The organism is Pseudomonas sp. AIG, from assembly GCF_977020205.1.
This window is the reverse complement of sequence record NZ_CDROCK010000057.1, coordinates 1-25,958: the sequence shown is the minus strand read 5'-3', so window position 1 is coordinate 25,958 and position 25,958 is coordinate 1. Positions and strand designations below refer to the sequence as shown.

Sequence of the window (25,958 nt, the reverse complement as noted above, 5' to 3'; positions counted from 1 at the left end):
CCCCTGTTTCCTCTGCCCGAGAATCAGGAACAGGGCGACACAAGCCCCGAAAGGGGTGTTGCACGCGACGCTTTCCATCAATAACAAGCTTAAGCGGAGTACCACAGATGGCGTTCTTCACCGCAGCCAGCAAAGCCGACTTCCAGCACCAACTGCAAGCGGCACTGGCGCAGCACATCAGTGAACAGGCACTGCCACAAGTGGCGCTGTTCGCTGAACAATTCTTCGGCATCATTTCCCTGGACGAGCTGACTCAACGTCGCCTCTCCGACCTCGCTGGCTGTACTCTCTCTGCGTGGCGCCTGCTTGAGCGCTTCGATCACGCGCAACCGCAAGTGCGCGTCTACAACCCCGATTATGAGCGTCATGGCTGGCAGTCGACCCACACAGCGGTCGAAGTCCTGCACCATGACCTGCCATTCCTGGTCGACTCGGTCCGTACCGAGCTGAACCGCCGCGGCTACAGCATCCATACCCTGCAAACCACCGTGCTCAGCGTACGTCGTGGCAGCAAGGGCGAGTTGCTGGAAATCCTGCCAAAAGGCAGCACCGGCGAAGGCGTGCTGCACGAGTCGCTGATGTACCTGGAAATCGACCGCTGCGCCAACGCGGCCGAACTGAATGTGCTGAGCAAAGAGCTGGAACAGGTGCTCGGTGAAGTCCGCGTCGCGGTCGCCGATTTCGAGCCGATGAAAGCCAAGGTGCAGGACATCCTCACCCAGCTCGACAACAGCGCGTTTGCCGTCGATGCCGACGAAAAGAACGAAATCAAAAGCTTCCTGGAATGGCTGGTGGGCAACCACTTCACCTTCCTCGGCTACGAAGAATTCGTGGTCACCGATCAGGCCGATGGCGGCCATATCGAGTACGACCAGAACTCCTTCCTCGGCCTGACCAAACTGCTGCGCACCGGCCTGACCTACGATGACCTGCGCATCGAAGACTATGCGGTGAACTACCTGCGCGAACCGACCCTGCTGTCGTTCGCCAAGGCTGCGCACCCGAGCCGCGTGCACCGTCCGGCGTACCCGGACTACGTGTCGATCCGTGAAATCGACGCTGACGGCAAAGTCATCAAGGAACACCGCTTCATGGGCCTGTACACCTCCTCGGTGTATGGCGAGAGCGTGCGGGTCATCCCGTTCATCCGCCGCAAGGTCGAAGAAATCGAAACCCGCTCCGGCTTCCAGTCCAAGGCTCACCTGGGCAAGGAACTGGCGCAGGTGCTTGAAGTACTGCCGCGTGATGACCTGTTCCAGACCCCGGTCGACGAGCTGTTCACCACCGTGATGTCGATCGTGCAGATCCAGGAACGCAACAAGATCCGCGTGTTCCTGCGCAAAGACCCGTACGGTCGTTTCTGCTACTGCCTGGCCTACGTGCCGCGCGACATCTATTCCACCGAAGTTCGCCAGAAGATCCAGCAAGTGCTGATGGAGCGCCTGAAGGCTTCCGATTGCGAATTCTGGACATTCTTCTCCGAGTCTGTTCTGGCGCGCGTGCAGCTGATCCTGCGTGTCGACCCGAAAAACCGTCTCGACATCGACCCGGTGTTGCTGGAAAAAGAAGTCGTCCAAGCCTGCCGCAGCTGGCAGGACGACTACGCCGCACTGACCGTCGAAAGCTTCGGCGAAGCCCACGGCACCAACGTGCTGGCCGACTTCCCGAAAGGCTTCCCGGCCGGCTACCGCGAGCGTTTTGCTGCGCATTCGGCGGTGGTCGACATGCAGCACCTGCTGAGCCTCAACGAAAAAAATCCGCTGGTCATGAGCTTCTATCAGCCGCTCGGCCAGGTCTCCGGCCAACGCGAACTGCATTGCAAGCTGTACCACGCCGACACCCCGCTGGCGCTGTCCGACGTCTTGCCGATTCTGGAAAACCTCGGCCTGCGCGTACTGGGTGAATTCCCGTACCGCCTGCGTCACACCAATGGCCGCGAGTTCTGGATTCACGACTTCGCGTTCACTGCCGCTGAAGGCCTGGATCTCGACATCCAGCAACTCAACGACACCCTGCAGGATGCCTTCGTCCACATCGTTCGCGGCGACGCCGAAAACGATGCGTTCAACCGTCTGGTACTGACCGCCGGCCTGCCATGGCGCGACGTGGCGCTGCTGCGTGCTTACGCGCGTTACCTGAAGCAGATTCGTCTGGGCTTCGATCTGGGTTACATCGCCAGCACCCTGAACAACCACACCGACATCGCTCGCGAACTGACCCGGTTGTTCAAGACCCGCTTCTATCTGGCGCGCAAACTCAGCGACGACGATCTGGAAGACAAGCAACTGCGTCTGGAACAAGCGATTCTGACCGCACTGGACGACGTTCAGGTGCTCAACGAAGACCGCATCCTGCGTCGTTACCTCGACCTGATCAAAGCCACGCTGCGGACCAACTTCTATCAGACTGACGCCAACGGCCAGAACAAGTCGTACTTCAGCTTCAAGTTCAACCCGCACGCGATCCCTGAACTGCCGAAGCCAGTGCCGAAGTTCGAAATATTCGTCTACTCGCCACGCGTTGAAGGCGTGCACCTGCGCTTCGGTAACGTCGCCCGTGGTGGTCTGCGCTGGTCTGACCGTGAAGAAGACTTCCGTACCGAAGTTCTCGGTCTGGTAAAAGCCCAGCAAGTGAAGAACTCGGTCATCGTGCCAGTGGGTGCGAAGGGCGGCTTCCTGCCGCGTCGTCTGCCACTGGGCGGCAGCCGTGACGAGATCGCGGCCGAGGGCATCGCCTGCTACCGCATCTTCATTTCCGGCCTGTTGGACATCACCGACAACCTGAAAGACGGCGCGCTGGTACCGCCATTGAACGTGGTTCGCCACGACGATGACGACCCGTACCTGGTGGTCGCGGCGGACAAGGGCACTGCAACCTTCTCCGACATCGCCAACGGCATCGCCATCGACTACGGCTTCTGGCTGGGTGACGCGTTTGCGTCGGGTGGTTCGGCCGGTTACGACCACAAGAAAATGGGCATCACCGCCAAAGGCGCGTGGGTCGGCGTACAACGTCACTTCCGCGAGCGCGGCATCAATGTTCAAGAAGACAGCATCACTGTTGTCGGCGTCGGCGACATGGCCGGTGACGTATTCGGTAACGGCCTGTTGATGTCCGACAAGCTGCAACTGGTCGCTGCCTTCAACCACCTGCACATCTTCATCGATCCAAATCCGAACCCGGCGACCAGCTTCGTCGAGCGTCAGCGCATGTTCGACCTGCCGCGTTCGGCCTGGACCGACTACGACACCAGCATCATGTCCGAAGGTGGCGGTATCTTCTCGCGCAGCGCGAAGAGCATCGCAATCTCCCCGCAGATGCAGGAACGCTTCGACATCAAGGCTGACAAACTGACCCCGACCGAACTGCTGAACGCCTTGCTCAAGGCACCAGTGGATCTGCTGTGGAACGGCGGTATCGGTACTTACGTCAAGGCCAGCACCGAAAGCCACGCCGATGTCGGCGACAAGGCCAACGATGCACTGCGCGTGAACGGTAACGAGCTGCGCTGCAAAGTCGTGGGCGAGGGCGGTAACCTCGGCATGACCCAACTGGGTCGTGTGGAATTCGGTCTGAATGGCGGCGGTTCCAACACCGACTTCATCGACAACGCCGGTGGCGTCGACTGCTCCGACCACGAAGTAAACATCAAGATCCTGCTGAACGAAGTGGTTCAGGCCGGTGACATGACCGACAAGCAACGCAACCAGTTGCTGGCGAGCATGACCGACGAAGTCGGCAATCTGGTGCTGGGCAACAACTACAAGCAGACTCAGGCCCTGTCCCTGGCGGCGCGTCGCGCTTATGCGCGCATCGCTGAGTACAAGCGTCTGATGGGCGATCTGGAAGGCCGTGGCAAGCTGGACCGTGCCATCGAGTTCCTGCCGACCGAAGAGCAATTGGCCGAGCGTATCGCTGAAGGCCACGGTCTGACCCGTCCTGAGCTGTCGGTACTGATCTCCTACAGCAAAATCGACCTCAAAGAGCAGCTGTTGGGCTCCTTGGTGCCGGACGACGAATACCTGACCCGCGACATGGAAACGGCGTTCCCGCCGACTCTGGTCAGCAAGTTCTCCGAAGCCATGCGTCGTCACCGTCTGAAGCGCGAGATCGTCAGCACCCAGATCGCCAACGACCTGGTCAACCACATGGGCATCACCTTCGTTCAACGCCTCAAAGAGTCGACCGGCATGAGCCCGGCGAACGTCGCTGGCGCTTACGTGATCGTGCGCGACATCTTCCATCTCCCGCACTGGTTCCGTCAGATCGAAGCGCTGGACTACCAAGTCAGCGCTGATGTGCAGCTGGAGTTGATGGACGAGCTGATGCGTCTGGGTCGCCGTGCCACGCGCTGGTTCCTGCGTGCCCGCCGCAACGAGCAGAACGCTGCCCGTGACGTCGCGCATTTCGGTCCGCACCTGAAAGAGCTGGGCCTGAAACTCGACGAACTGCTGAGCGGCGAAATCCGTGAAAACTGGCAGGCGCGTTATCAGGCGTACGTCGAAGCCGGTGTGCCGGAATTGCTGGCGCGTATGGTGGCGGGCACCTCGCACCTGTACACGCTGCTGCCGATCATCGAAGCCTCCGACGTGACTGGCCAGAACCCTGCCGAAGTGGCCAAGGCCTACTTCGCCGTGGGCAGTGCGCTGGACATCACCTGGTACCTGCAACAGATCAGCGCACTGCCGGTTGAAAACAACTGGCAAGCCCTGGCCCGTGAAGCGTTCCGTGACGATGTCGACTGGCAGCAACGCGCGATCACCATCTCCGTCCTGCAACAGGGCGACGGCACTCAAGACGTGGAAGCACGCCTGGCGCTGTGGATGGAACAGCACGAAAGCATGATCTCGCGCTGGCGCGCCATGCTGGTGGAAATCCGTGCGGCAAGCGGCACGGACTACGCCATGTATGCCGTGGCCAACCGTGAGCTGCTGGACCTGGCGTTGAGCGGGCAAGCGGTAGTGCCTGCTGTTGCTGCGAATGCCGAGCTTGAATTGGCGTAAGTAGTGGCTGAATGAAAAAGCCCCGGTGTCGTGAGATGCCGGGGCTTTTTATTGCTCGCTGATTACTGAAGGCGCTGTTCGCGTTTAGGCGTACGGCACGGTAGAAGTCGGGTAATCGACGTTACGCTCGAGAATCTCCAGCGTGAACGTCACCGACTCGCCCGGCGCATCGCCATAAGTGTAAACGTGAGGGTTTTCGCGCAATTGTCTATTGATGATGCCGGCGTTTTGAGCCTTCAGATAAACAGTTGCCTGATTGCCTTGCAAGTTGTCGAGGGTAATGATTTTGCGTTCGTTGTTCAGAAGATTGAATGAAGTCGTGTTGCCACCGGCTGGCGGGAATGCGCCGAGGATGCGGTCGTTGTTCTTGCTGAAAAAATGGCCGAAATACAGGCTGCTGCGAATCTGAATGTTGTAATAGTCGCCGTAGCAACGGAAGTAAGCCACGACATCGGGGATGGGGGCGCCGTTGTTTTGATATCGCGCCATGAATTGCAATCTGGAGTAGGCGTGGGTTGTAGTCAGTAGATTGCCCGACCCCTGGAGTTCTTCAGTTGCAGGATGTTTATCGAAGAACGTAATTTGCGCGTTGTTACAGGTTATTTTTGCAATGAAGGATTTTTCCTGGTTGTTGCTCATATTATCGTCCGATCCTTGGCGATGGTTGAATAAGTTCGAATGCCTGATTTGCATTCGCCAATGAACATTAATGGGGCGTGTTGATGAAGTCCAAAAGGATTGCATGTGGGGATATGTCGAGTGGGGGGGGCATGTGGCGGCGCCATCGCGAGCAGGCTTGAAACGTGTACCTCCTGTAGGCCTCAGCCTGCTCGCGATGACGCCCTTTATATCAATACAACTTCTGACCCTGTTTGTTATCAAGCATCGACACGTTGTCCGCCGGCCGCGCGACTAAATTGTTGAGCGATTGGTCAAACTTCTGCAGTGCCCGAACTTGCACATCCTGCTGCTGATTAATATCCGCGACAATCTCCTCCGACCGTTTGAAGTCCGCCCACACTGGCGCCAGTTCTCGCGCCTCCGAACCTTGCGCCGTACCGATATAGTTCAACCGCGCATCATAAAAATCGGCACTGACATCGGCCTTGATGTCGGAACTGCGCGAGGTGATCAACTGGCTGTGGGTGTCGACGATCGCCACCACATCTGGTCCGGCCGCACGCAAGCTTTGCATGTCCGGATACACCGTCACCGAGCCGAACTGACGTTGCAGGGACGCGTTGACCCAATTCACCGCCATGTCCGGTTTCGAGCTGGCAACATAGGCGTCATGGATCGGCTGCACGAGCAGGCTCTGGCCGAAACCGGTGCCGGCGTTGGCCTGGTAGTCGCGCAGGTATTCGCGGTTGGTCTGGGTGCTCGGGCTGTAGACCACGCCGAGCGATACGCCGGGACCGCTTTTCACTTGGGCGGCGCTACTGCGACCTACCGGTTGCGTGAAGAGCGTGTCGAGGGATGAAACCGCTTTCGGCGCGGTCGGTACTGAACAGGCGGACAAGGCTAAAACCGATATCGCCAAGGTACTGGCAAAGGCAAGTTTCATGGTGTTTCTCCCGTGAAACAACATCAGTCGGAAAGTTTGAGGGGGCGTCATTGACGACCGTAAATTCAGACTAAACCCGCCAAGCTGTAAGTAAGCTGACAATTTGCTGTCTTGTTTGGCGTTGAATAGTTTTATTTGCTGTAACCCGAGACGGTTAATTGCGCCGGGAAATAAAAAGGCCCAAATCAACGATTTGCGCCTTTTTATTTATGGCTGATTAAACATCCATCAGTTTTTCAGCGGGATCAACACTTGTTCATCCGGGGCCAGCACCATGAACACCAGCAACCTGGCCGGTTTGGTTTTGCTGGCGTTTTTCGAGACAAGATGTTCGGAGCCAGCAGGTTCGTACCAGAATTGGCCCTTCTTGTAGGTAATCGCCTGTTCGCCTTTGACCTGGGAGATGACTTCGCCTTCGAGCACGTAGGCCATCGCGGTGCCATCGTGTTTGTGGGCAATGGAAGACTGGCCGGGCTTGTAGTCGACCTCAATCATCATGGCTTTTTTGCCGGGAGCGTTTTTCAGCATCTGGTCTTGCAGGACGGTGACTTTTTCGGACGGGTCGTGGGCGAAAGCGGCCGGGGTGCAAAGGCTCAGGGCGAGGGCGGCGGAGAAGATGTGCAGGGCTTTCATGGCGGATTACCTGTGAGGGTTGGGGCTGCTGATCACAGTAGTCCGCAGGGCAGGGCATTCAAACGGCCAATATTCGAGAAGACCAGGTGACCAATTCAAGTATCCCCAAAATCAAAAGATCGCAGCCTTCGGCAGCTCCTACACCGATCTCTGTAGGAGCTGCCGAAGGCTGCGATCTTTTGATCTTGCTTTTAAACAATAGGAAAGCTGTTGAAATCCACACTATTGGCCAACCGACTATCGATCAAGTCAATAAACCCCTGCGCCTCGGGCCGGGTGAAATGTGCCTGCATCGCCGCTTCCGACTGCCAGCGGGCACTGACCGTCCAGCGGTGGCTGTCCTCGGGGCAGCGGTCGACCAGGTAGGAATCGCAGCCCGGCGTTTCGCGCAGGGTGTCGACGATCTTCTGCAGTTGCCGGCCCAGTTCATCCGAGCGGCCGGCGGCAGCCTGCACCTGGACCGTATTGATCACTTCGTTGGACATTGCTCACACTCCTGAATCAGGCCGGACGAATCCTGCTCATTGAGGGATAACGCCTGTGCAGAATAGGCCTGCACCCCCTGAACACCAATAACCAATCGGCGGTTAAATCTTCAGGCCAATGACTCAGGCGACCTGCTGGAGAATGTCGCGCAGGCGATCGAGGGCGATATCGATGTCGAGGGTTTCGATAGCGCCGAAGCCGAAATACAGGCCGTTTTTCGCCGGCTGCTGATAATAGAAACCGTTGATCGAGTACAAACCGACTTCGACTTTTTTCGCCAGTTCGATCACCAGCGGCAGGTCGATCGGCACCTTGCAGAACACTGCCATGTGGAACCCGGCACTCGGCGGCACCGCCTCAAGCCACGGCGACAAGTCATCCGCCATGCGCGCCAGAATGCGCTCGCGGCGCTGCGCATAAATGGTGTGGCAGCGGCGAATATGCTTGAGCAGGCAACCCTCGGCGATGAACTTGGCCAACGCCCATTGCGGCAGGGTCGAGGCGTGCAGATCGGTCAGTTGCTTGGCACGGATCACCGCTTCAAGAATCGCCGGCGGCAGGATCGCATAGCCCAGTCGCAACTCCGGCAGCAGGGTCTTGGAGAAGGTGCCGACGTAAGCAACGATGCCGCGCTGGTCGAGGTTGAACAGCGAATCGGTGGGCCGACCTTCGTAGCGAAACTCACTGTCATAGTCGTCCTCGATGATGATCGCGCCCAGCTCATGGGCGCGGGTCAGCAGGGCTTCGCGGCGCGCGTGGCTCATCGGCATGCCCAGCGGGAACTGGTGCGATGGCGTTACATAAATCAGCCGCGTGCCGTCGGGAATTTGCTCGACGACAATCCCTTCAGCATCCACCGGCACGCCGACCACCTCGGCGCCATGGGTGCCGAACAACAGGCGTGCCGGCGGATAACCGGGATCTTCCATCGCCACCAGACTGCCGGGGCTGATCAGCACGCGCGTGATCAAATCCAGCGCCTGTTGCGCGCCGTTGCACACGACGATGTCTTCGTCCTGACAATTCACCCCACGGGAAAACGCGATGTGCCGGGCGATCGCATTGCGCAGCGCCGGCAAGCCTTCGGGCAGGCTGTAGAAACCCTTGGACTGCGCCATCTGCCGCATCGCGTGAGACACGCAGCGGCGCCAGTCATCCTGCGGGAACTGGCCCTTGCTGGTGGCGCCACCGATGAAGTCGTAGCGCAACGAACCTTCCAGCGTCGGGTGACGCAGAAACACCGGCAGATTGCGCCAACTCTCGATCACCTCGGCGCCGGCCAGTTCGGTGTGGCTTTGCTTGCGCTGGACCTGCGCCGGGCGCGCGTTGACGTAGGTGCCTTTGCCGATGACCCCGGTGAGGAAGTTTTCGTAAGTCAGCTGAGCGTAGGTGTCGGAAATGGTCTTGCGCGAGATGCCCAGTTGCTCGGCGAGCAGACGGCTGGGCGGCAATTGCGTGCCAGCGGCCAGGCGCCCGGATTCGATGGCGCCGCGCAACTGCTGATACAACTGACCGGCAAGATCCTTGCGGCCGTTGATCACGACATGAAGTTCCATACCGACGAGGCTCCTGGGGCTGTTTGGCGTGCCCGCCAGATTACCGCTGTTGCGGGATCCACAATAGTTGCCTACCCGAAAAACCCGAAATTGGCCTAGATCCCCTGTAGGAGTGAGCCTGCTCGCGATGACGGTGGCACATCCGACATCAATGTTGCCTGACACACCGCTATCGCGAGCAGGCTCACTCCTACAGGGATTTGTGCTCGGCTCATGGTGATTGGTGTAGCGGTTTTCCGTGCAATTGGGGCTGTAATGCATCGCTGTCGGCGTTTACGGTGAAGTCATTACTCCGTCTACCGAGACCCGCCCATGTCCCCGCGCCTGGATTACTACAACGCTTCGCCCAAGGCGATGAAAGCGATGATTGCCATGGAGGCGCTGACCAGCAACCTCAGTATCGAACAGCCGCTGCTGCAACTGATCCGGATCCGCGCCTCACAACTCAACGGCTGCGCGTTCTGCACCGACATGCACTCGGTGGACGCGCGGCGGGCCGGGGAGAGTGATCGGCGCTTGTATGCGATCGCGGTGTGGCGCGACAGCAACTTCTTCAACCCGCGCGAACGTGCGGCGCTGGCCTGGGCCGAGGCGGTGACGTTGTTGGCGGAGAGCCGTGTGCCCGATGAGGTTTATCAGCAGGCGCGCGAGCAATTCAGCGAAGGCGAACTGGTCGATCTGACCATGGCCGTGACCACCATCAACAGCTGGAATCGCCTGGCCGTGAGCTTCCGTCAAACCCCCAGCGACTGAGCCCGCCCTGATCGTTCCCACGCGGAGCGTAGGAACGATCGGTAAGCGACTGAACACCACAGGATCGTTCCCACGCTCTGCGTGGGAATGCCTCAACGGACGCTTCGCGTTCGGCTCTGGATGGGACGCGGAGCGTCCCGGGCTGCATTCCCACGCGGAGCGTGGGAACGATCACGATCAAAATCATTGCGGTGGGCGTTGCGGTTTCACTGATGTGCCAAAGGTATTGCCCATCCGCGTACTGGTCGCCGCCGGCGTCGCCAGCCCAACCTGATTCGGCGGCCGCTTGTTCACCGGCACATTCAGTGCCTCCTGATTCTTCTCCGCCGCCGCAGCACCTTCCGGGTTGTTACCCATCTGCTGGCTCAAGCAGTCGTAATTCGGCGCCTTGTAGCCGCCGACCGTCACCTCGACACAGCCCAACGGTTCCTCGGCATAGGCGCTCGACAGCGCCATCAACAACAGCCCGCCAAGGCTGATTCGCCACAGTGTGTTCATGCTCGCCTCCTGGCCGGCCCGACGGGACCGCGCTATGGCTTGAGTCTAGTGCAAGCCCTGCGCAATTCCCGTGATGGTTTTTTTGCACCGCCCGTCACACCAGATTCATAAACAGCCCTCAGGATGACGATTTCCAAGGATTCGTCAGCCGTGCAGCGAGGCAATTCCACGGACGGTTTTCAGCGTTCAACGAGGCTTGTGCGCCGGATGTGTCTGGGGTGGCTGCTTGGCTGCGCGGCGAGCCACGCCATGGCTGACGCGGTGCCGGCGGACTTGCGCATGACGCTGCACATTCCGGCACAGGATCTGGCGCACGCGCTGGATCAGTACAGCCACGCCACGGGCGTTGCGGTGCTGGTCGACAGTCAGTTGAGTCGCGGTCGTCGCTCGCTGGCGGTGGACGGTGAATACACCGCCGCCGATGCCCTGCGTCGATTGCTCGGCGGCAGTGGGTTGATGGCGCGCTATGCCCGCGACGATGCATTTACGTTGCAAGTGGCGCAGGTCGAAGACGTACCGGCGCCGCCGCAAAAACAGACGCCGGAAAGCGTGGCGGTCAACCGCAGTTACGCGACGGCGGTGCAAGCGGCGATCGAGCGCAACCTGTGCCGCTCGGCGCTGACCCGGCCAGGCAGTTATCGCGCGGTGTTGCAGGTCTGGGTCGGCCGCGATGGCTTGGTGCAACACAACCGGTTGGTCACTTCGACCGGTGATGTACGGCGCGACAACGCGCTGGTGGAAAGTTTTCGCAACCTCAAAATCGACCGGCCGACGCCCAGCGCCTTGCGTCAGCCAGTCACGTTGCTGTTGTTACCGGAGTCGTCAGGGAAACGCATGGAATGCACCAAATGGGAAGGAGTTTCCGGGGGATGAAAGACACCGGACAAGGTTCGATGGTCCAACTGTTCCTGACGTCCTACGAGGACTTTCGGGTGCGCCTGCGTCGGCGTCTCGGCTCGGAGGATCTGGCCAACGACGTGCTGCACGAAACCTACCTGCGGGTCGACCGCATGGAGACGCCGCCGAACGTCCTGCGGCCCAATGCCTACCTCTATCGCATGGCCCTGAACATCGCCGCCGACCGCCGTCAGGCCGACGCGCGCCTGCTCACCGGTGAGGAAGTCGAGGAGCTGCTGCAAGTCGGCGACGAAGCCCTCGATCCGGCGCGGGTGGTCGGCGGGCAGAAGGAAATCCAGTCGCTACTCAGTGCGTTGTACGAGCTGCCCGCACGGCGCCGGAAGATCTTCATCGCGGCGCGTCTGGAAGAGGCGCCGCATCTGGAAATCTCGCAGCGCTTCGGCATTTCCACGCGCATGGTCGAGAAGGAAATCAAAGCCGCACTGGGCTTCTGCGCCGCGAAACTGGAAAGAAAAGTGTTTCAGCGGTTCGGTCGCGGGGCCGGAAAACCGTCTTCTGAATAGTGCCCGATCAATTCGTTGAGAATCTGCGCGTTTGAACATCTTTCGACTGACACCTGCCGAGCCATCGGCGGCCGACAATCTGCACAGCGAAGCCCGCGACTGGCTGGTCCTGCTGACCTCCGGCCGCGCCACCGTGGCCGACGCCCGCGCCCTGCGCGAATGGTGCGCGCAGAGCGCCGAACATGCCCGCGCGTTCGAAGAGGCCAAGCGGTTGTGGCAGCAACTGCAACCGGCCGTGGAGCAAATGCAGGCGCCGCGCGGGTTTGGTCGACGTGCTTTTCTCGGTGGGGCGATTGCTGCGTCGGCGGCGTTTTTGCTGGTGCGCGGGACGATTCCTGGTGGTTTTGAAGGGCTGGGCGCTGACTACATTACTGAAGTTGGCCAGCAGCGGCGTTTTGAACCGGCGCAGGGGGTGAGCCTGGAGCTGAATACGCAGACGCGGATCAATCAGCGTGCGGTGTCTGAGGGTGTGCAGGGTTTTGAGCTGGTCAGTGGTGAGGTTGAGGTGCAGACCGCGCGGTTGCCGTTGGCGATGCAGGCTGGGGGAGGGTGGTTGCGCGCGAGTCAGGGGCGGTTCAATTTGCGTAACACGGATCAGCAAGTTTGTGTGACCTGTCTCGATGGCGCGGTGGAAGTGGATGTTGAGGGGCGTAGTCTGCGTCTTGAACCGGGGCAGCAGTTGACCTTTGACGCGCGGCAGGTTGGCAGTGTGCAGAGTGTCGACACGGCGGCGGTGATGAATTGGCGTCAGCAAGTGTTGGTGTTTAACGGTGCTACGCTGAGCCAGATGATTGATGAGATTAACCGGTATCGGCCGGGGATGTTGCTGCTGCTTAATCGTGAGCTTGGGCAGCGGCGGGTGCAGGCGCGCTTCAGCCTTGATCAACTTGCTGGTGTTGCGCTGCTGATTCGGGATGCTTATGGCGTCAAATGCACTGAGCTGCCGGGTGGCGTCGTTGTTTTGAGTTAGTGGGTTTTATTGGGTACATATCCGTTGCTGCGGTTATGGCGGCTTAGGGTTCCGCCCTGACGGCGGGTCACTTTTTCCAGACGCCGAAAAAGTAACCCAAAAGGCTTGCTCCTGCGTGCGGCCCGCTCGCTAAAGCTCGGGGTTCCTTCGCTCCGGGATCCATCCGGGCGCATCGTCTACGGTTTGCTTCGCTGCACCTCCTCTCGATGCATTTGGCTGCGCCAAACGGTCGCTGCGCTCCCACCCCCGGATGAATCCCTCCACTCAGCCTTCCGACGTCGCCCGTGGATCAAGATCAAGAGCTGCAGCCGAGCTAACGCTCATCCTGTTGAGTGGGGCGGCTTTGCCGCTGGGGCTGTACGCAAATTAAAACGGTGGGAGCGAGCCTGCTCGCGAAGACGGCCTGCCAGCCAACCAATCTCTTTCTGATGTATCCAATCCAACTGTAGGAGTGAGCCTGCTCGCGATGACGATCTCACAGCCAACCAACCTCCAACTGGCTACCCCCAATCCAATTGTGGGAGCGAGCCTGCTCGCGAAAGCGGTCCATCAGTAACAACCATGTTGACTGACCCACCACGCCCGCGAGCAATCCCCTCCCACATTTGATTCCTGGCCGGCGATCTACTGCAACGGCCCAATCACCTGCCGATACTTCTCCACCCCCTGCGCTGTCCCCCGACTCAACCGAATCTCCAACCCCAACGGATCCTCCCGCCGATTCCCGCTCAACTGCCGCCACCCCTTATCCACCTCCCAAACCCGCACCTGCACATCGCTGACATCACTCAAAACAGCAACCCCATTCCCAGGCGCCGGCAACGGATACCGACTGCGCGCCTCAGCCACCGCCCGATACAACGTGTCGCCCTTGACCCACCAACGCACCCGCTGCAAAGCCCCCGGCTGATCCGCCGCTGTGCGAATGATGTCCAGACGAAAACCCTTACTGTCGCTACTGCGCACAGTCAGAGCGGGCGGCGCCGTCGGCGGCTCATCATCCACCCCAACCTTCTTCGGCTCAGTCAACTCAATCCCCGCCCGCATCTCCACATCCCGCTGCAACTGATTCAGCGCGCGCAACAAACCGTCACTCTGCTCACTGCTCGCCTGCAAATGACTGTCCGCCCGCGTCACACTGTCCAGCCCCCGCCAGGCAATCAGACTCACCACCGCCATCAACAGAATCGCGACCATCACCTCAATCAACGTAAACCCTTGCTGGCGCTTCATTGCAGGCTGATCCTTCCACTGCCATCACGCAGCACACTCAAGCGATTCAAGCCATCCGACAACGTCAATTGCAGCGGCGGATTGATCCACTCAGCGTTCAGCACAACCTTCTGTTTCGGCTCCACCCGCACCTCCATCTTCGGACTCTGCCAGGCACGCGGCCGCAACTGCGGATCCTGCGGGAAATGATCAAACCCCTTGCCACCGTCACTGCGCCGACTAAACCGAAACCCCTTGGCATCACTCACCCACACAATCGGCCGACCATCCGCGCGCGCCTCCGCCTGCGCCACCTGCAGCAACTGCGCCACACGCTCGGCATCCTTGCGCAGCAACTGCAACGGATCCGGCTTGATACTCAGGCTGATCGCCGCACTGGCGATGCCGATGATCACCAGCACCACCATCAACTCGATCAGCGTAAAACCCTCTTGCCTGTTCATCGCGCGCGCGCTCCTTTGCGTCCTGCGCCATCGTGCACGGCCAACATGTAAGGCGTGTGAAATAAAACGGAGAGAATTGCCGCGTAGGCTGACAGCAGGGATAAAAAGGAGATTCAACCCATGACCTTCACTACACGCATTTCCCCGCCCCAAATGGTCCAGGCCCTCGCGCTGCTCGCCGCGCTGGTCGGCGTGGCGACATGGTCGTCGCTGCTGCTGACCACCGCCGAATCCCACACCCCGGCAGCGGCCCCGCAGTTGCTGGCGGCGCGCAGTGATAGCCCGGCGTTGCAGTGGTTTTCCAATCAAACGGCGCCGATGGATATCAAGGTGAGCGGGGTGATGGCGGGGAGTCGGGGGGCGGTGGCGATACTGAGCCTGAACGATGGGCCGCCGAGGAGCTTTTTGCAGGGGGAGAAGGTGGGGCCTGGGGTGAAGTTGGTGGCGGTGGAGGGGGATGGGGTGGTGATTGAGCAGGGTGGGGAGAGGGTGCGGTTGGGGGTGGATAGGTTGGGGGAGGGGGTGGTTTTGCCTAGGTTGGTGAGGCCTGAGTTGTAGGGCTGAAGTCGATTAGTTTTGCCTTTTAGTTGATTGCTAACTCAAGTTATAACTGAAAATAGGAGAGCGAACATTAGAAGAATTTTCGCAACTGCTTTCGACCGGAAAGCGATAGTCCGCTAAAGCGACAAATAGATGCGTTTGAATGAGTCCTTGTAAGCATTTTTACTGAAGTGTGACCGGAAGCATTTGGTTAGATGCCCCGGTCGATTCATATTAAAGTGTCGTGATTTGGTATGAGTATTCGAGTGATATTCTACTGTTTAAGTAATTTTGCCTTGTTGGTAACAATGTCAATTGCCCTAGATTGACTCATGCCAATGTTCACAGAGGCTGCTAATCGCTGCTTATCTTTGTCGGTCGTGTGGAACATGTGCAAGTGGTAGAATACTAAGCTTTGTAATATCGTAAAGGCAAAATTATTACTCATGGTATCCTTCGCTAGTTTTTCAATTGCTTCAAACGGTATATGCCCAGGGTGGACAAGGCACGATGCTATACCGATCAAGCGATAAGCATTATTGTTTTTTGTAGTTACAAGCGAATTTATATCTTCACGAATTTTTTCAGAGCTTATTACTTGGCCTGCTCGTGCTATAAAGCCCGTGCAGATCATGCCAAGTACTTGGAACGCCAGTCGTTTCGCAGTTTCTTTAGCTTCATTAGCGGTTAAGTCAGGCTTTCGGTCGCTAAGCATTCTCTCTAACTCTGCAACAAATGCATCTGGCTGCTCAAAAATTTCCTCAAAAATAGCTTTCAAGCTACGCAATGAACCGTCAAAAATTTGTTCCAAGTAGCTCGCTTTGCGAGATCGCTCCAATGATCCATAGTAATTTTTCGTAATGTGGCCCATGATTTCCGATGTTTTAATCATCAGGTTTATATTAGAACTGAAGCTAAGTATTGCGTCTGCATCCCCAGGAGATAGCGAGGTTGATTTAGGTGGCTCGGGCACCTCTGGGGTGTCAGATAAATCGGCAGCACGGCGAGAGTTTTGTTGGTTTCTTTCAACGTCTTGGTCGTTAATCTCATTAATTACTATTTGCGCGGTGGTATTAACTAGTGCGCTAATGGACGCGATGTCTCCATTGAATTCAATTGGGGTCTGGTCGGAAAAACATCCGTTTAAAACCTCTGAAACTTGTTCTATCACCCAAGGGTTATTTCCGTGATGTGTTAGAAACATTACAGAGTTGGCATTTTCTTTGCGATATAGTTCTTTGCAATAACCCCTGACCAACGCTTTGATATCTTCTTTGTGCAGGTTTGCCGCAAGATACTTTCCGACAAATAGGAAATAAACGTAGGAATAGCTAAAGCTATATAGGTCACCGTCCTGCTTCAAGATTTTTGCTTGCTTTAGCAACGCTATTCTTGTGTCAAAGTCGACTGTCGCATATTCGGCGCAGAAATTTGCGTTAAACTCTCGTAAGTTTTGTAGACTAAGCTCCGTCACGTCTCTGCTTTTAAAAAACCAAGCCAAATTAGATAAGTAATTGAACATTTCATTTAGGTGGTCAAGTCTGAAGTCGGCTTCCTTTAGACTCTTGACTATTAAAAATTCATAGTACTGGGAGAAGCCGCTGTTTTGAAGTTCTGATTGTTGGTCTTGTGCGCAACTTTGTAGCAGTATGAGTAAATAAATGGGTTTCGATGGAACAAGGTTCTTTCCTAGGATTATCCCGAGCATTCGTTCAACATCATGTACTTTTTTGTCCAGTTCTGATTTGGTGTTCAAGCCACCGAGTAGACACCATTTTTTTATAAGGTTATGGCGCATTAAATGTCCGAAAGGACGTATTTTTAAAGTTTCAAAATCTGAAAGCGCTTCGGATGCTGAAGAGTCTATATACTCATTTAGTTGGTATCTTGAACTGGCGGTGACAAGTAACGTTCCGAATGACTCGCTTAGATACTCTATCAATTTTGCTTGGTTTTTTGATCCTCCGTTTAATCGGTCTAAATCATCAATCAATGCAATTTTATTAATTCTCTCTGCGTAAATGAATTCTTCGTTCTTTTCGTACTGTATTTCTGCAAGTTGTGATATTTTACGATCAAGCTCTCTTGTTCCTACTGAACTAAGTTCTGCAGCTTTTATATAGATCGGTAATCCGCCTTGTGAATGAATATCAAAAAAAGCTCTTTTTAGTAAAAAGCTCTTTCCGGACTCGTCATCACCCAAAATAAGCGTACGTTCTAGATTCTGCCAGCCATTGATTACTTTATCGGCAAAAAAATATTTTTTATCCTGCTCTGCATTGGTGTCTTCCAGTTCTGGATAAAGGAATACGTCTTCCGCGACTATCTTTTGTTTGCTCTCATGGGTGAAGTTGCCTCCGGCATCAGAAAGGAAATCAATAAAGCTATCAGATATTTTATTAACCTGCCTTGCGCATCCATCTGATATTTTTAGCGCGTGCTGTAACTCTTCAAGTTCAATAGGGCTTGCTTTTCCTGCTTTGAACCTTTTTTCAAAAACTATTTTTTCATCTGCATCGAATAATAAGCAACTGAACCTTGGATCGAAATCGTTCCCATGGGGCTGTAGGGCTGCGCCTTCAAAAATCAAAACATTACCAATTGATCCATCTATCACCTCTTCAGATGCAGATGAGTGCTCATGGCCTGAAAGAATTGCATTTGAGTGCGTTCTCAACGCTTTCTTTAATGGGTGGTAGCTCGCTTGGCAATACCAGTTCAGAGGGTGGTGTATTAGTGATAGCCTCAGATTAGACGGAGACTCTAGAAGGTGATAATAGTTGTCGATTGGGAAGACCAATTGTCCCTGAGGCTCCGGAAGTCTTGACATCCAAGCAGCATTCAGTGATGAGATTCGAATGATAGAATTTTTTATCTTTAATTCATATTCGTTCCAAAGGCTATCTGAGTATAGAGGAGTTAGTGTCGATATTTTTTCTTGGAAATTAAAAAACTCGCTCTGTACGGATGTGCAATCCTTTACCAAACTTTTACTATTTGCTTTCGATGGGTTCTTAACAATTTGTTCAATTATAATGGTTCGGCCTTCGTTTTCAGGCTTAAGCATGCAATCATGATTTCCGGGCGCTAGAAATAAATCGACGGCTCGCCCGGTTTCGGATTCGATTTCCTTTTTTATTGTTCCAAAAAAAACTTCAGCTAAATCGTATTCTTCTTTCTTGCAGCTGAATGCAATGTCACCAGTGATAATTATTGCGAAGGCGTCGCTTTGATGAGCTGTTGCGTAACATGCTTTTGCTATTGAAGATCCAACCTCTAGAACTTTGTCGGTTGAGTTTTTGATATGAATATCACTTATATGCAAGACACCTAGCTTCATCGCAGACCCCAGCTCATCCTTGTGGTTTTATACCTAGCGCCAGAAGGGCTTTGCTCCTTCTGTAGATCCGCCTTGTATAGAACTATTATTAATTTTGGTCGAACCTATTGCCATTGTTTTGATATCACGATTTTTGGCGTCACGCAATTGCAGATGGGCGGAATCGATCAACGGCCGAGGCAATCGCATTGCCGATGCGCCCTTGGATCGCTCTGTCCCGGTAGCTTCACCAAGGAGAACGTTTGTTTCTGGCTGAAGGCAGTCACTGGGAGTGATCGCGCACCCCGAAAGAAATCGTCGCTAGATCTTGTGCGCGTGGGCGATGGCCGTTCCAAGCTCGCCGCTTGGAAATCATTGGGTGATCGCATTTTTTTGGCTTAGGACTAAACCGAGTTCGCATTACACGACATGGAGCGCAGTCACCGTTGCACTCACAATAGGGAGTAGGTTCAGTGCCTAGGGGGATCTATTTAAGTGGAGCGGTGGCACAGTTAAGTCTCGATAAACACCAACGTTTAAAAAGACATCTCCAAACACTCTCCAAGGCTACACATCCTTGCGCCTTTGCCTACAGCTACGCCAGAATCCGCCGGCTTGTGCGCTTTGGGGGTGGGTTCTATTGTGGTCCGGTCGCTGACGAATCAGCGATCGGGTTTGGTAGCCCGGCTTAGACTTGGCGCATAGCGTCACCCGATACAGGTCTTTTTGGGGCTGTGTATTTATGGTGGCCATGCGCAGGGCGTCTTCGGGCGCGCCGGTTCTCCAAGTCACCGGTCTACCAACCTTCGTATGGCCACCACCCCTTCGTTTGGTAGCGAAAGATGATGGCTCCTTTTCTATGATTTGGAGATTCACTCATGATCAAACCAACACCCAACCCACCTGAAACCGCCTCGGTTTCGCCCTACGAATCCATCGATTCCAAAAAACTCCACGAAGCCGCCGACCGCGCGCTCGACCATTACCTCTGTCCGCCCGGTTCCACGCCGCCGCCACGTAAAAACCGTGGGATGTACGCCGTGACGGCGGACAACAAAACCGAAGAACTGCTGGTCGATGCCAGTGCAACACTCGCTTCGGCCAAAACCATCGCCCAGAACGTCTCCAGCCTGTTGCCGGCATCGCAGCGCCATGCGCTGGCGGGGATTGCGCAGTTGATCATGCTCGGGGAGTTGGCGGTGAATCGGGCGTTGGATAATTTGCAATTGCCGGAGTGATGCGGGGGGCGGGATCACTTGGTGATTAATCGGGTGTTCATTCTGGCGCCTTCGCGAGCAGGCTCGCTCCCACCTTTGAGCGTGTTCCAAGGTGGGAGTGCGCAGGCTCTTTAGTCGCGATAACTGTTGAGATGATGTACGCGTATCAGGACCTGCGAGTGGGTTGCTTTCTTTGCGTCAATCGACTGCCAGGTTGTCCCGAGCCCACTGTTCAGCCGTTGTTACCTGAATCGACTGCTGTTCGTTGAAAGTCCCCGCTTTAGGCCACGACACACCTCTGCCTTGGGCAAATACGGCGCGGTATTTTTTGATGTGGTGAGTGGGGTCTTTTTCCAGTTCCTGCATCAGGTACGGAACCGTCCAGACGTTACGCTTGAACGGACGCCCCAGCACACGTTCAAGGATGCTCGCCACCTGCCCGTACGTCACCGTGTCGCCAGACAGGTAGACGATCTCATTGCGAAAGCGCGGTTCGAAGAAAACGATGTCCGCTGTCAGCTTGCCGATGTCCTCCGGTGTCGTGAGCGTCACGCTGGTTTCCAGGCTGCCCAAGGCGTTGACGGTGTCGCTCTCAAAATCGACGACATCAAAGACCGGCTCGAACAGAAAACTGGTGAACATGCCGGTCGAGATGATCACCCATTCGGTTTTATCCTGGGCGCGGAGCAACTCGCGCACGTCGAGTTGCGCATCGAACAAATCCTGCGGGCTACCCCGGCCAATCACTTCGAAATCGACGCCAAACTGCCAGGGGATATAGCGGTTCACGCCGGATTTCAGCGCCGCTGTCGCCAGTTTCATCGGCGTTTCACGGCCCGCGACCATGCCGGCGCAGCCTATGACGGTGTCGAAAGCTGCGAACACTTCGGCCAGTTGATCGATGGAATCGTTGACCAGGTCTGCGGCGACCAGTTGGATGCCCAGACTGCGAAGTTCATCGATTTCCCGCTTTTTCTCAGGGACTTGTGTGTTGATGGTCGAATCCCTGAGCAGGACGCTGATGGTGCTGCCGGGCGAGCGTTTTGCTACCCGCGCAAGATTGCGCAGTACCGGCAGGCCGAGTTCGCCGGCGCCGAGTACGAGAATGGATTGTGGGGAAGGGTGGGTCGCTGCGGTCATGATGTTTCCTGAGATTCGTCGTCTGTATGATTTGTCGATGCTGGCACGATTGCGCAGCGCTCAGAAGAAGGCACACGCGTGATACCAGGAGGACACATGACCGATGAGGAAATTCTTAGCCAGGCAGAAGCGATCTGCCAGACGCTGAGACGAGACGAGGATGGCGTGCGACGCGAAGTCCTGGCGCACGCCGGTAGCCGCTGGTCACTGGGTATCCTGCATACCCTGGGTGTGTACGGCACGATGCGTCACGCCGAGATCAAACGGCAAATGACGGGCGTGACTCAGCGCATGTTGACCAAGACGCTGCGTGCACTGGAACGCGATGGTCTGCTGATACGGCGGGAGTTGGATCAAGTGCCGCCCCATGTTGAGTACGAGCTGACGGCGTTGGGGATGGAGTTGTTGGTTCGCATGTCGCCGATTTGGACGTGGGTTGTGGAGCACGTCGATGATTTTCGCGAGGCGCGTCGGGTGTTTGATGGTCAGAGTGGGAAAAAGCCTGCTTGGCAGGTACCGGTGGTGGGGCTGGTTGATTTGGATGGGGCTGATTGATTGGTTGCTTTGGTTCAGGCCATTGCGCAGAAAGTGGCGAATCTGTTGCCGGGTTTGGGGGCTTGCGAGTAGAAGCAGCCCTCACCCCAGCCCTCTCCCGGAGGGAGAGGGGGCCGACCGAGGTGTCTTGCGGGGTATGTCGACCTGGAAGATTTTGGTGATTATGGTTTTGGTGAAGGGCCTTGGGGATTATGGCTTTGGTGATTCTGGGGGGTGCGAGTAGAAGCGGCCCTCACCCCAGCCCTCTCCCGGAGGGAGAGGGGGCCGACCGAGTTGTCTTGCGGGGTACGCCGACCTGAAAGATTTTGGCGATTATGGCTTGGGTGAAGGACCTTCGATTTGGCTTTGTGAGCTTGGCCATTTTGGATTCAATGAATGGCTTTCAAGTCGGTGTAGCTCTCGAATATCCCCAAATCGGTTCCCTCTCCCTTGGGAGAGGGCTAGGGTGAGGGGCTTTCCGTTCGGGACAACAATGTCTCCAGCCTGGCCAACGGCGGCGCATCCTGGTTGCGGTCGAATACCTGGATACCAATCTTGAGTAAGCGGCCGTTTTCTTCTGCGCTGATCAATTGCTCGCACCGCAACAACAACCGCCCCTGATCACATTCCTGCGCTTTCATCCCCATCGGCAACTTACCTTCCAGTCGCAACTCCGCCATCCGACTCTGCGCCGCAATCATCGCCACCGACCGATCCCGTAAAACCCCACTACTCTGCGTCATCAACCCCGCCACCCGCACAGCCGCCGACATCGCCACGGCAATAATCGCCAGCGCCACCAGCACTTCAATCAACGTGAAACCGTCTTCCCGCGAACGCGCACGCATAAACCGCCCAAAGCCAAAACCCAGCCCTCGACGCTAACCCGCGTGCTTGACGGCTTGACGACGAAAACTCCCGAGGATTTTCAACATCACTGACATATCTTCTTGCAACACTGCGCGTCGAATCGAATCAAGCCAGGGTATGTCGAGATGGATATCGCACCTTTCAAATCGCTTCAGCAACCGCTGCGCACGCCGCGTGGGCAGCAGGGTTTTACCCTGATCGAGATCATGGTGGTCGTGGTGATTCTGGGGATTTTGGCGGCGATGGTGGTGCCCAAGGTGCTTGACCGGCCGGATCAGGCGCGGGCGACGGCGGCGAAGCAGGATATTGGTGGGTTGATGCAGGCGTTGAAGCTGTATCGCCTCGATCACGGCACTTACCCGAGCATGAATCAGGGTCTGAAGGTGTTGGTGGAGCGGCCGGCGGATGCGAAGAACAGCAATTGGCGTTCGTACCTGGAGCGCTTGCCGAACGATCCGTGGGGGCGTCCTTATCAGTACCTCAACCCCGGCGCCAATGGCGAGATCGACATTTTTTCCCTCGGTGCTGACGGTCAGCCTGACGGCGACGGCGTGAATGCCGATATCGGTTCCTGGCAGTTGTAAGGCCGGCCATGAACAGCCGCTCGCCTGAGGGGGCGAAGCAACAGGGCATGGCGATTATCAGCGCGTTGTTGATTGCGGCCGTGGTGGCGGTGATTGCGGCGGGCATGTTGACGCGCCAGAGCGTGTCGACCCGTGCGCTGGAGGCGGATCAGCAGCGCGTGCAGGGGCGGTGGGTGGTGCAGAGCGGGTTGGAGATCAGCCGTCAGTTGCTGTGGGATGCACGGCAGCGCGACCCGTTGACCCGGCTCGATCAGCCGTGGGCGCAGCGTCTCTCCGCGCAAGGTTTTGAAGGGCGCCTGGAGGATGAGCAGGGCAAGTTCAACCTGCGCAATCTGGTGGCCAACGAGCGGGTGGATGAGGCGCAGGTCGCGGCTTTTCAGCGCTTGTGCGAGTTGATCGGGGTCAGTGCCGGGTTGAGTCAGCGCATCAGTCAGCGAGTGATCGCGTCCTACCCGCGACTGCTGAATGCGCAGATTGCCGAGGCGCCGAAAAGTGGTTTCGACAGCGGTCGCGCGACCTCGCCCAACGCTTCACGCAAACCGCAGAATCCGACAATGCCGATGCTGCGCAGCCTTGATGATTTGCGCAGCCTGGACGGCGTGAATGAAGCGGTGATGAGCAAACTCGCGCCGTACCTGACGGTGATTCCCGCGACGACGTGGCTCAACGGCAACACCGCCACCGCGCCGGTGTTGGCTGCTTATGTACCGGGGCTGTCGCTGGAGCGCGCCAATGCGCTGATCGCCGAGCGCGATGCTGGGCGCTGGTTTATCAACCGTGGCGATTTTGTTAACCGCTTGCGCATGCCGCAACTGGAGCTGACCAGCGTCAAGGTCGGCATCACCAGTGACTGGTTTCGCCTGCGCGGTGAGGCGCGACGCGATCAGCGGCGGGTCAGTCTTGAGGCGTTGCTGCATCGCAGCCAGGACCGCTTGCCGCAAGTGATCTGGTCGCGGGTGGGCGTATGAGCCAGTTGAAGGTGGCGTTGCCGCCCTTGGCGGAACTGGATCTGCACAGTCAATTGCACTGCGCCTGGCTGGATCGTCAGGGTCAGGTCACGCGCGAAGAACGCATCAGTCTGAGCCAGTTGAGCCAGCAGTCGAAACTGCCACCGCTGGTGTGTTTTCTGCACCCGGCTGACAGTCTGTTGGCGAGTCTCGATTTGCCGCCGTTGCAGGCCAACAAGATTGTCGCGGCGGTGCAGTGTGCGGCGCAGGCCTTGATGCTGGGCGACAGCAACGAGATGCACATTGCGCACAGTTCGCGGGACGAGGCCGGGCAAGTGCAGATTGCCTGGGCGCCTCGGCAGCACTTGTTGCGTTTTGGTCAGTTGCTGAAAAGTGCTGGGCTGAACCTGCGCGGACTCTATCCGGCGCCGTACAGTTTGCCGGTGCTGCCCGGCAGCGTCGCTTGCATGCAGGACGGGCATTTGTTGTTGCGCGATAGCGTGCAAGCGGCGAGGGTGCAGCCGTTGTTTGATGACGGCCTCAACGGTGTTGTGTGGGAGCCGGGCATCACTTTGCATTGGATCGGTGATCAACCGCCGCCGGGTGCTGAATTGCCGATGGCGGATGCGCAGCGCTGGACTGGGCCGTTGCCCGGTTGGGGACTGCAAGGCGCTGTCCAGCAGCAACAAACCGAGCATCGCGGTTGGGGCCGAGCCATTGGTCTGTCGGCGTTGGCCGTGGCCGTTTGGGTGATCGGTTTGAACCTGTATGCCGCTCGCGAGGCCGGGCAGGGCCAGCAACTGAAAACCCAGATGAACCTGCGGGTAAAACAGGCCTTCCCTGAGTTGCCGGTGATCCTCAACCCGTTGCAACAGGCCCGTCAGCAATTGGCGGCGCGGCAGAAGGGCGCGGCGGATGACCCGGCGCAGACGTTCAATCGTCTGGTGTTGCAGGCCGGCAGCGGCATGCCGTCGATGGCTGGCAGTGTCGAGCGGCTGGCGTTTGTCGACGGCGTCTTGCAACTGAGTCTGCTGAGTGAAGCCCGTCGCGGCGGCAATGATCAGGAGTGGCAAAGCACCTTGGCCCAGGCCGGCATCAGCGTCACTGCCGATGACGAGGGCTGGACGTTTCGTCCGGCCACTGAAGCTACCCCAAGCGACAGCGATGACAGCGGCGGAGCAGAAGAAGATGAATAAGGCCTCGCTCGCGCTGTACCGCGCCAAGTGGCAACGCTTTAACGCTCAGGTGCAGGCGCGTTGGCAGCCTTTGGCGTTGCGCGAAAAGCGCATGGTCGCCGGCATGGCCATTGCGCTGGTCGGCCTGCTGCTGTGGGTCGCGCTGATCCAGCCGCCGCTGAAGAAAATCGCTTATTGGCAGGCCGAGACGCCAAAGCTGCGCGCGCAGACCGAGGCGCTGGAAGTGCTGCTGCGCGAAGTCAGCGTGCGTCCGGACGGGCAAAGCGCGGCGCAGTCGCTGGAGCAAACCCTTCAGGCCAGTGGCTTGGCGGGTCATTACCAATTACAGGAGGCACAGGGCGCCTGGCTGTTGACCTTCGACGCGGCACCGGCCGACGCCGTGCTCGACTGGCTGTTGAGCAACCCGGCACAACTTTCTCTGCAAGTGGTCGAGGCCCGTTTGCAACGCGCAGACAACCCCTCGACCGAAGTCACCGCCGGCACTTTGTCAGGCACCGTTCGCATGGATCAGGCGCTGGGCGCTAAGGAAGCTTCATGAAGGGGTCAGGATCCAAACCGGCACGTCTGGCGTTGCCGATGTTGCTGATGGCGTTGAGCGCGTGCAGCAACACCACCGCACCACAGAATCAGCCGCCGTTGCTGGTCGACAGTGAACTGGGCCGGCCGCTGGCCAACACCCAGCGCAGCGGCGACGCGGTGCTCGACCGCGAGCGCGCACAGGCTCAGGCGCGACCTGTGCCGAAGCCATTGCACAACATCAGCAAGAGTGCGCGCAGCGGGGCGGCTGCCTCGGGCATTGCGTTGCCGAGCAATCCTTTGGGCGATCAACCGGTGACGCTGAATTTTGTCGACGCCGATATTCAAGCGGTGGTGCGGGCGTTGGCGCGTTCGACTGGTCAGCAGTTTTTGGTCGACCCTCGGGTGAAGGGCACGCTGACCTTGGTCTCTGAGGGACAAGTGCCGGCGCGGCAGGCTTACGACATGTTGCTGGCGGCCTTGCGCATGCAGGGTTTCAGTGTGGTCGATGTTGGCGGTGTGGCGCAGGTGGTGC

The 25,958-nt window shown here is 57.4% G+C and carries 23 protein-coding genes and 1 pseudogene; 13 read left to right on the top strand and 11 right to left on the bottom strand.

What is annotated here, in order from left to right; all coding sequences use genetic code 11:
- Positions 1 to 107 precede the first annotated feature (107 nt).
- Positions 108 to 5,003, top strand: a complete 4,896-nt coding sequence (locus tag ACWR1S_RS25930) for an NAD-glutamate dehydrogenase (protein ID WP_454565475.1) — start codon at positions 108 to 110, stop codon at positions 5,001 to 5,003.
- An 84-nt stretch (positions 5,004 to 5,087) separates the two neighbouring features.
- Here the strand turns inward: ACWR1S_RS25930 and ACWR1S_RS25925 are convergent, their stop codons facing one another.
- The 5 genes from ACWR1S_RS25925 to pdxR all read right to left on the bottom strand — a co-directional run bounded on the left by ACWR1S_RS25925 (position 5,088) and on the right by pdxR (position 9,242).
- On the bottom strand, positions 5,088 to 5,492 hold the full coding sequence (locus ACWR1S_RS25925) for a hypothetical protein (RefSeq protein ID WP_454565474.1): 405 nt from the start codon (positions 5,490 to 5,492) through the stop codon (positions 5,088 to 5,090).
- Positions 5,493 to 5,853: 361 nt separating this feature from the next.
- Positions 5,854 to 6,567 (bottom strand): ATPase, encoded by a 714-nt coding sequence (locus ACWR1S_RS25920; protein ID WP_454565473.1) that lies wholly within the window; start codon positions 6,565 to 6,567, stop codon positions 5,854 to 5,856.
- 228 nt (positions 6,568 to 6,795) lie between these two features.
- Positions 6,796 to 7,200 (bottom strand): cupin domain-containing protein, encoded by a 405-nt coding sequence (locus ACWR1S_RS25915; protein ID WP_454565472.1) that lies wholly within the window; start codon positions 7,198 to 7,200, stop codon positions 6,796 to 6,798.
- A 191-nt stretch (positions 7,201 to 7,391) separates the two neighbouring features.
- A complete protein-coding gene (locus ACWR1S_RS25910; RefSeq protein ID WP_454565471.1) occupies positions 7,392 to 7,685 on the bottom strand; it encodes a putative quinol monooxygenase in 294 nt (97 codons plus the stop codon).
- 123 nt (positions 7,686 to 7,808) lie between these two features.
- On the bottom strand, positions 7,809 to 9,242 hold the full coding sequence (gene pdxR, locus ACWR1S_RS25905; protein WP_454565470.1) for a MocR-like pyridoxine biosynthesis transcription factor PdxR: 1,434 nt from the start codon (positions 9,240 to 9,242) through the stop codon (positions 7,809 to 7,811).
- A 312-nt stretch (positions 9,243 to 9,554) separates the two neighbouring features.
- Here pdxR and ACWR1S_RS25900 point away from each other — a divergent pair, with 312 nt between their 5' ends.
- The gene (locus ACWR1S_RS25900) at positions 9,555 to 9,995 is read left to right on the top strand and encodes a carboxymuconolactone decarboxylase family protein (protein ID WP_454565469.1); all 441 of its coding nucleotides are present in this window, start codon (positions 9,555 to 9,557) and stop codon (positions 9,993 to 9,995) included.
- Positions 9,996 to 10,178: 183 nt separating this feature from the next.
- Here ACWR1S_RS25900 and ACWR1S_RS25895 read toward each other — a convergent pair whose 3' ends face one another.
- Entirely contained in the window at positions 10,179 to 10,493 is a 315-nt protein-coding gene (locus ACWR1S_RS25895) for a hypothetical protein (protein ID WP_454565468.1), read from the bottom strand.
- A 207-nt stretch (positions 10,494 to 10,700) separates the two neighbouring features.
- On the opposite strand from ACWR1S_RS25895, the gene ACWR1S_RS25890 reads away from it, so the two are divergent.
- From ACWR1S_RS25890 to ACWR1S_RS25880, 3 genes are read left to right on the top strand one after another with little or no spacing between them, the layout of a single operon-like run.
- Positions 10,701 to 11,366 carry an STN domain-containing protein gene (locus ACWR1S_RS25890; protein ID WP_454565482.1) on the top strand — a complete coding sequence of 222 codons (666 nt, stop codon included), beginning with the start codon at positions 10,701 to 10,703 and terminating at the stop codon, positions 11,364 to 11,366.
- A complete protein-coding gene (locus ACWR1S_RS25885) occupies positions 11,363 to 11,914 on the top strand; it encodes an RNA polymerase sigma factor (RefSeq protein ID WP_016984411.1) in 552 nt (183 codons plus the stop codon). Before ACWR1S_RS25890 ends, ACWR1S_RS25885 begins: the two co-directional genes overlap by 4 nt.
- 31 nt (positions 11,915 to 11,945) lie before the next feature.
- Positions 11,946 to 12,884: a FecR family protein gene (locus ACWR1S_RS25880; protein WP_454565467.1), complete on the top strand. Its 939-nt coding sequence runs from the start codon at positions 11,946 to 11,948 to the stop codon at positions 12,882 to 12,884.
- 624 nt (positions 12,885 to 13,508) lie between these two features.
- Here the strand turns inward: ACWR1S_RS25880 and ACWR1S_RS25875 are convergent.
- A complete protein-coding gene (locus ACWR1S_RS25875) occupies positions 13,509 to 14,117 on the bottom strand; it encodes a prepilin-type N-terminal cleavage/methylation domain-containing protein (RefSeq protein ID WP_454565466.1) in 609 nt (202 codons plus the stop codon).
- Complete coding sequence (gene gspH / locus ACWR1S_RS25870) at positions 14,114 to 14,560, bottom strand: type II secretion system minor pseudopilin GspH (protein ID WP_454565465.1); 447 nt, start codon at positions 14,558 to 14,560, stop codon at positions 14,114 to 14,116. The genes ACWR1S_RS25875 and gspH overlap by 4 nt, the downstream gene beginning before the upstream one ends.
- Before the next feature lie 120 nt (positions 14,561 to 14,680).
- On the opposite strand from gspH, the gene ACWR1S_RS25865 reads away from it, so the two are divergent.
- Positions 14,681 to 15,118: a type II secretion system protein N gene (locus ACWR1S_RS25865; protein ID WP_454565464.1), complete on the top strand. Its 438-nt coding sequence runs from the start codon at positions 14,681 to 14,683 to the stop codon at positions 15,116 to 15,118.
- 256 nt (positions 15,119 to 15,374) lie between these two features.
- Here ACWR1S_RS25865 and ACWR1S_RS25860 read toward each other — a convergent pair whose 3' ends face one another.
- Positions 15,375 to 18,440, bottom strand: a complete 3,066-nt coding sequence (locus ACWR1S_RS25860; protein ID WP_454565463.1) for an STAND family AAA ATPase — start codon at positions 18,438 to 18,440, stop codon at positions 15,375 to 15,377.
- An 857-nt stretch (positions 18,441 to 19,297) separates the two neighbouring features.
- Between ACWR1S_RS25860 and ACWR1S_RS25855 the strand changes: the two genes are divergently transcribed.
- Positions 19,298 to 19,657 carry a DUF6124 family protein gene (locus ACWR1S_RS25855; protein ID WP_008087957.1) on the top strand — a complete coding sequence of 120 codons (360 nt, stop codon included), beginning with the start codon at positions 19,298 to 19,300 and terminating at the stop codon, positions 19,655 to 19,657.
- Positions 19,658 to 19,834: 177 nt separating this feature from the next.
- On the opposite strand, the gene ACWR1S_RS25850 is transcribed toward ACWR1S_RS25855, so the two are convergent.
- Positions 19,835 to 20,776 (bottom strand): aromatic alcohol reductase, encoded by a 942-nt coding sequence (locus ACWR1S_RS25850; RefSeq protein WP_454565462.1) that lies wholly within the window; start codon positions 20,774 to 20,776, stop codon positions 19,835 to 19,837.
- A gap of 96 nt (positions 20,777 to 20,872) precedes the next feature.
- Between ACWR1S_RS25850 and ACWR1S_RS25845 the strand changes: the two genes are divergently transcribed.
- The gene (locus ACWR1S_RS25845; protein ID WP_454565461.1) at positions 20,873 to 21,331 is read left to right on the top strand and encodes a winged helix-turn-helix transcriptional regulator; all 459 of its coding nucleotides are present in this window, start codon (positions 20,873 to 20,875) and stop codon (positions 21,329 to 21,331) included.
- A 440-nt stretch (positions 21,332 to 21,771) separates the two neighbouring features.
- On the opposite strand, the gene gspI is transcribed toward ACWR1S_RS25845, so the two are convergent.
- On the bottom strand, positions 21,772 to 22,158 hold the full coding sequence (gene gspI, locus ACWR1S_RS25840; protein WP_454565460.1) for a type II secretion system minor pseudopilin GspI: 387 nt from the start codon (positions 22,156 to 22,158) through the stop codon (positions 21,772 to 21,774).
- A 147-nt stretch (positions 22,159 to 22,305) separates the two neighbouring features.
- On the opposite strand from gspI, the gene gspG reads away from it, so the two are divergent.
- The 5 genes and pseudogenes from gspG to ACWR1S_RS25815 form a co-directional block, all read left to right on the top strand.
- Complete coding sequence (gene gspG, locus ACWR1S_RS25835) at positions 22,306 to 22,764, top strand: type II secretion system major pseudopilin GspG (protein ID WP_007918211.1); 459 nt, start codon at positions 22,306 to 22,308, stop codon at positions 22,762 to 22,764.
- A gap of 8 nt (positions 22,765 to 22,772) precedes the next feature.
- Positions 22,773 to 23,732: a type II secretion system minor pseudopilin GspK gene (gene gspK / locus ACWR1S_RS25830; protein ID WP_454565459.1), complete on the top strand. Its 960-nt coding sequence runs from the start codon at positions 22,773 to 22,775 to the stop codon at positions 23,730 to 23,732.
- Positions 23,729 to 24,907, top strand: a complete 1,179-nt coding sequence (gene gspL, locus ACWR1S_RS25825) for a type II secretion system protein GspL (RefSeq protein ID WP_454565458.1) — start codon at positions 23,729 to 23,731, stop codon at positions 24,905 to 24,907. Before gspK ends, gspL begins: the two co-directional genes overlap by 4 nt.
- A complete protein-coding gene (gspM, locus tag ACWR1S_RS25820) occupies positions 24,900 to 25,445 on the top strand; it encodes a type II secretion system protein GspM (protein ID WP_454565457.1) in 546 nt (181 codons plus the stop codon). Before gspL ends, gspM begins: the two co-directional genes overlap by 8 nt.
- Positions 25,442 to 25,958 (top strand): annotated as a pseudogene (locus ACWR1S_RS25815) (type II secretion system secretin GspD); the annotation flags it as partial. The gene gspM and the pseudogene ACWR1S_RS25815, both read left to right, overlap by 4 nt.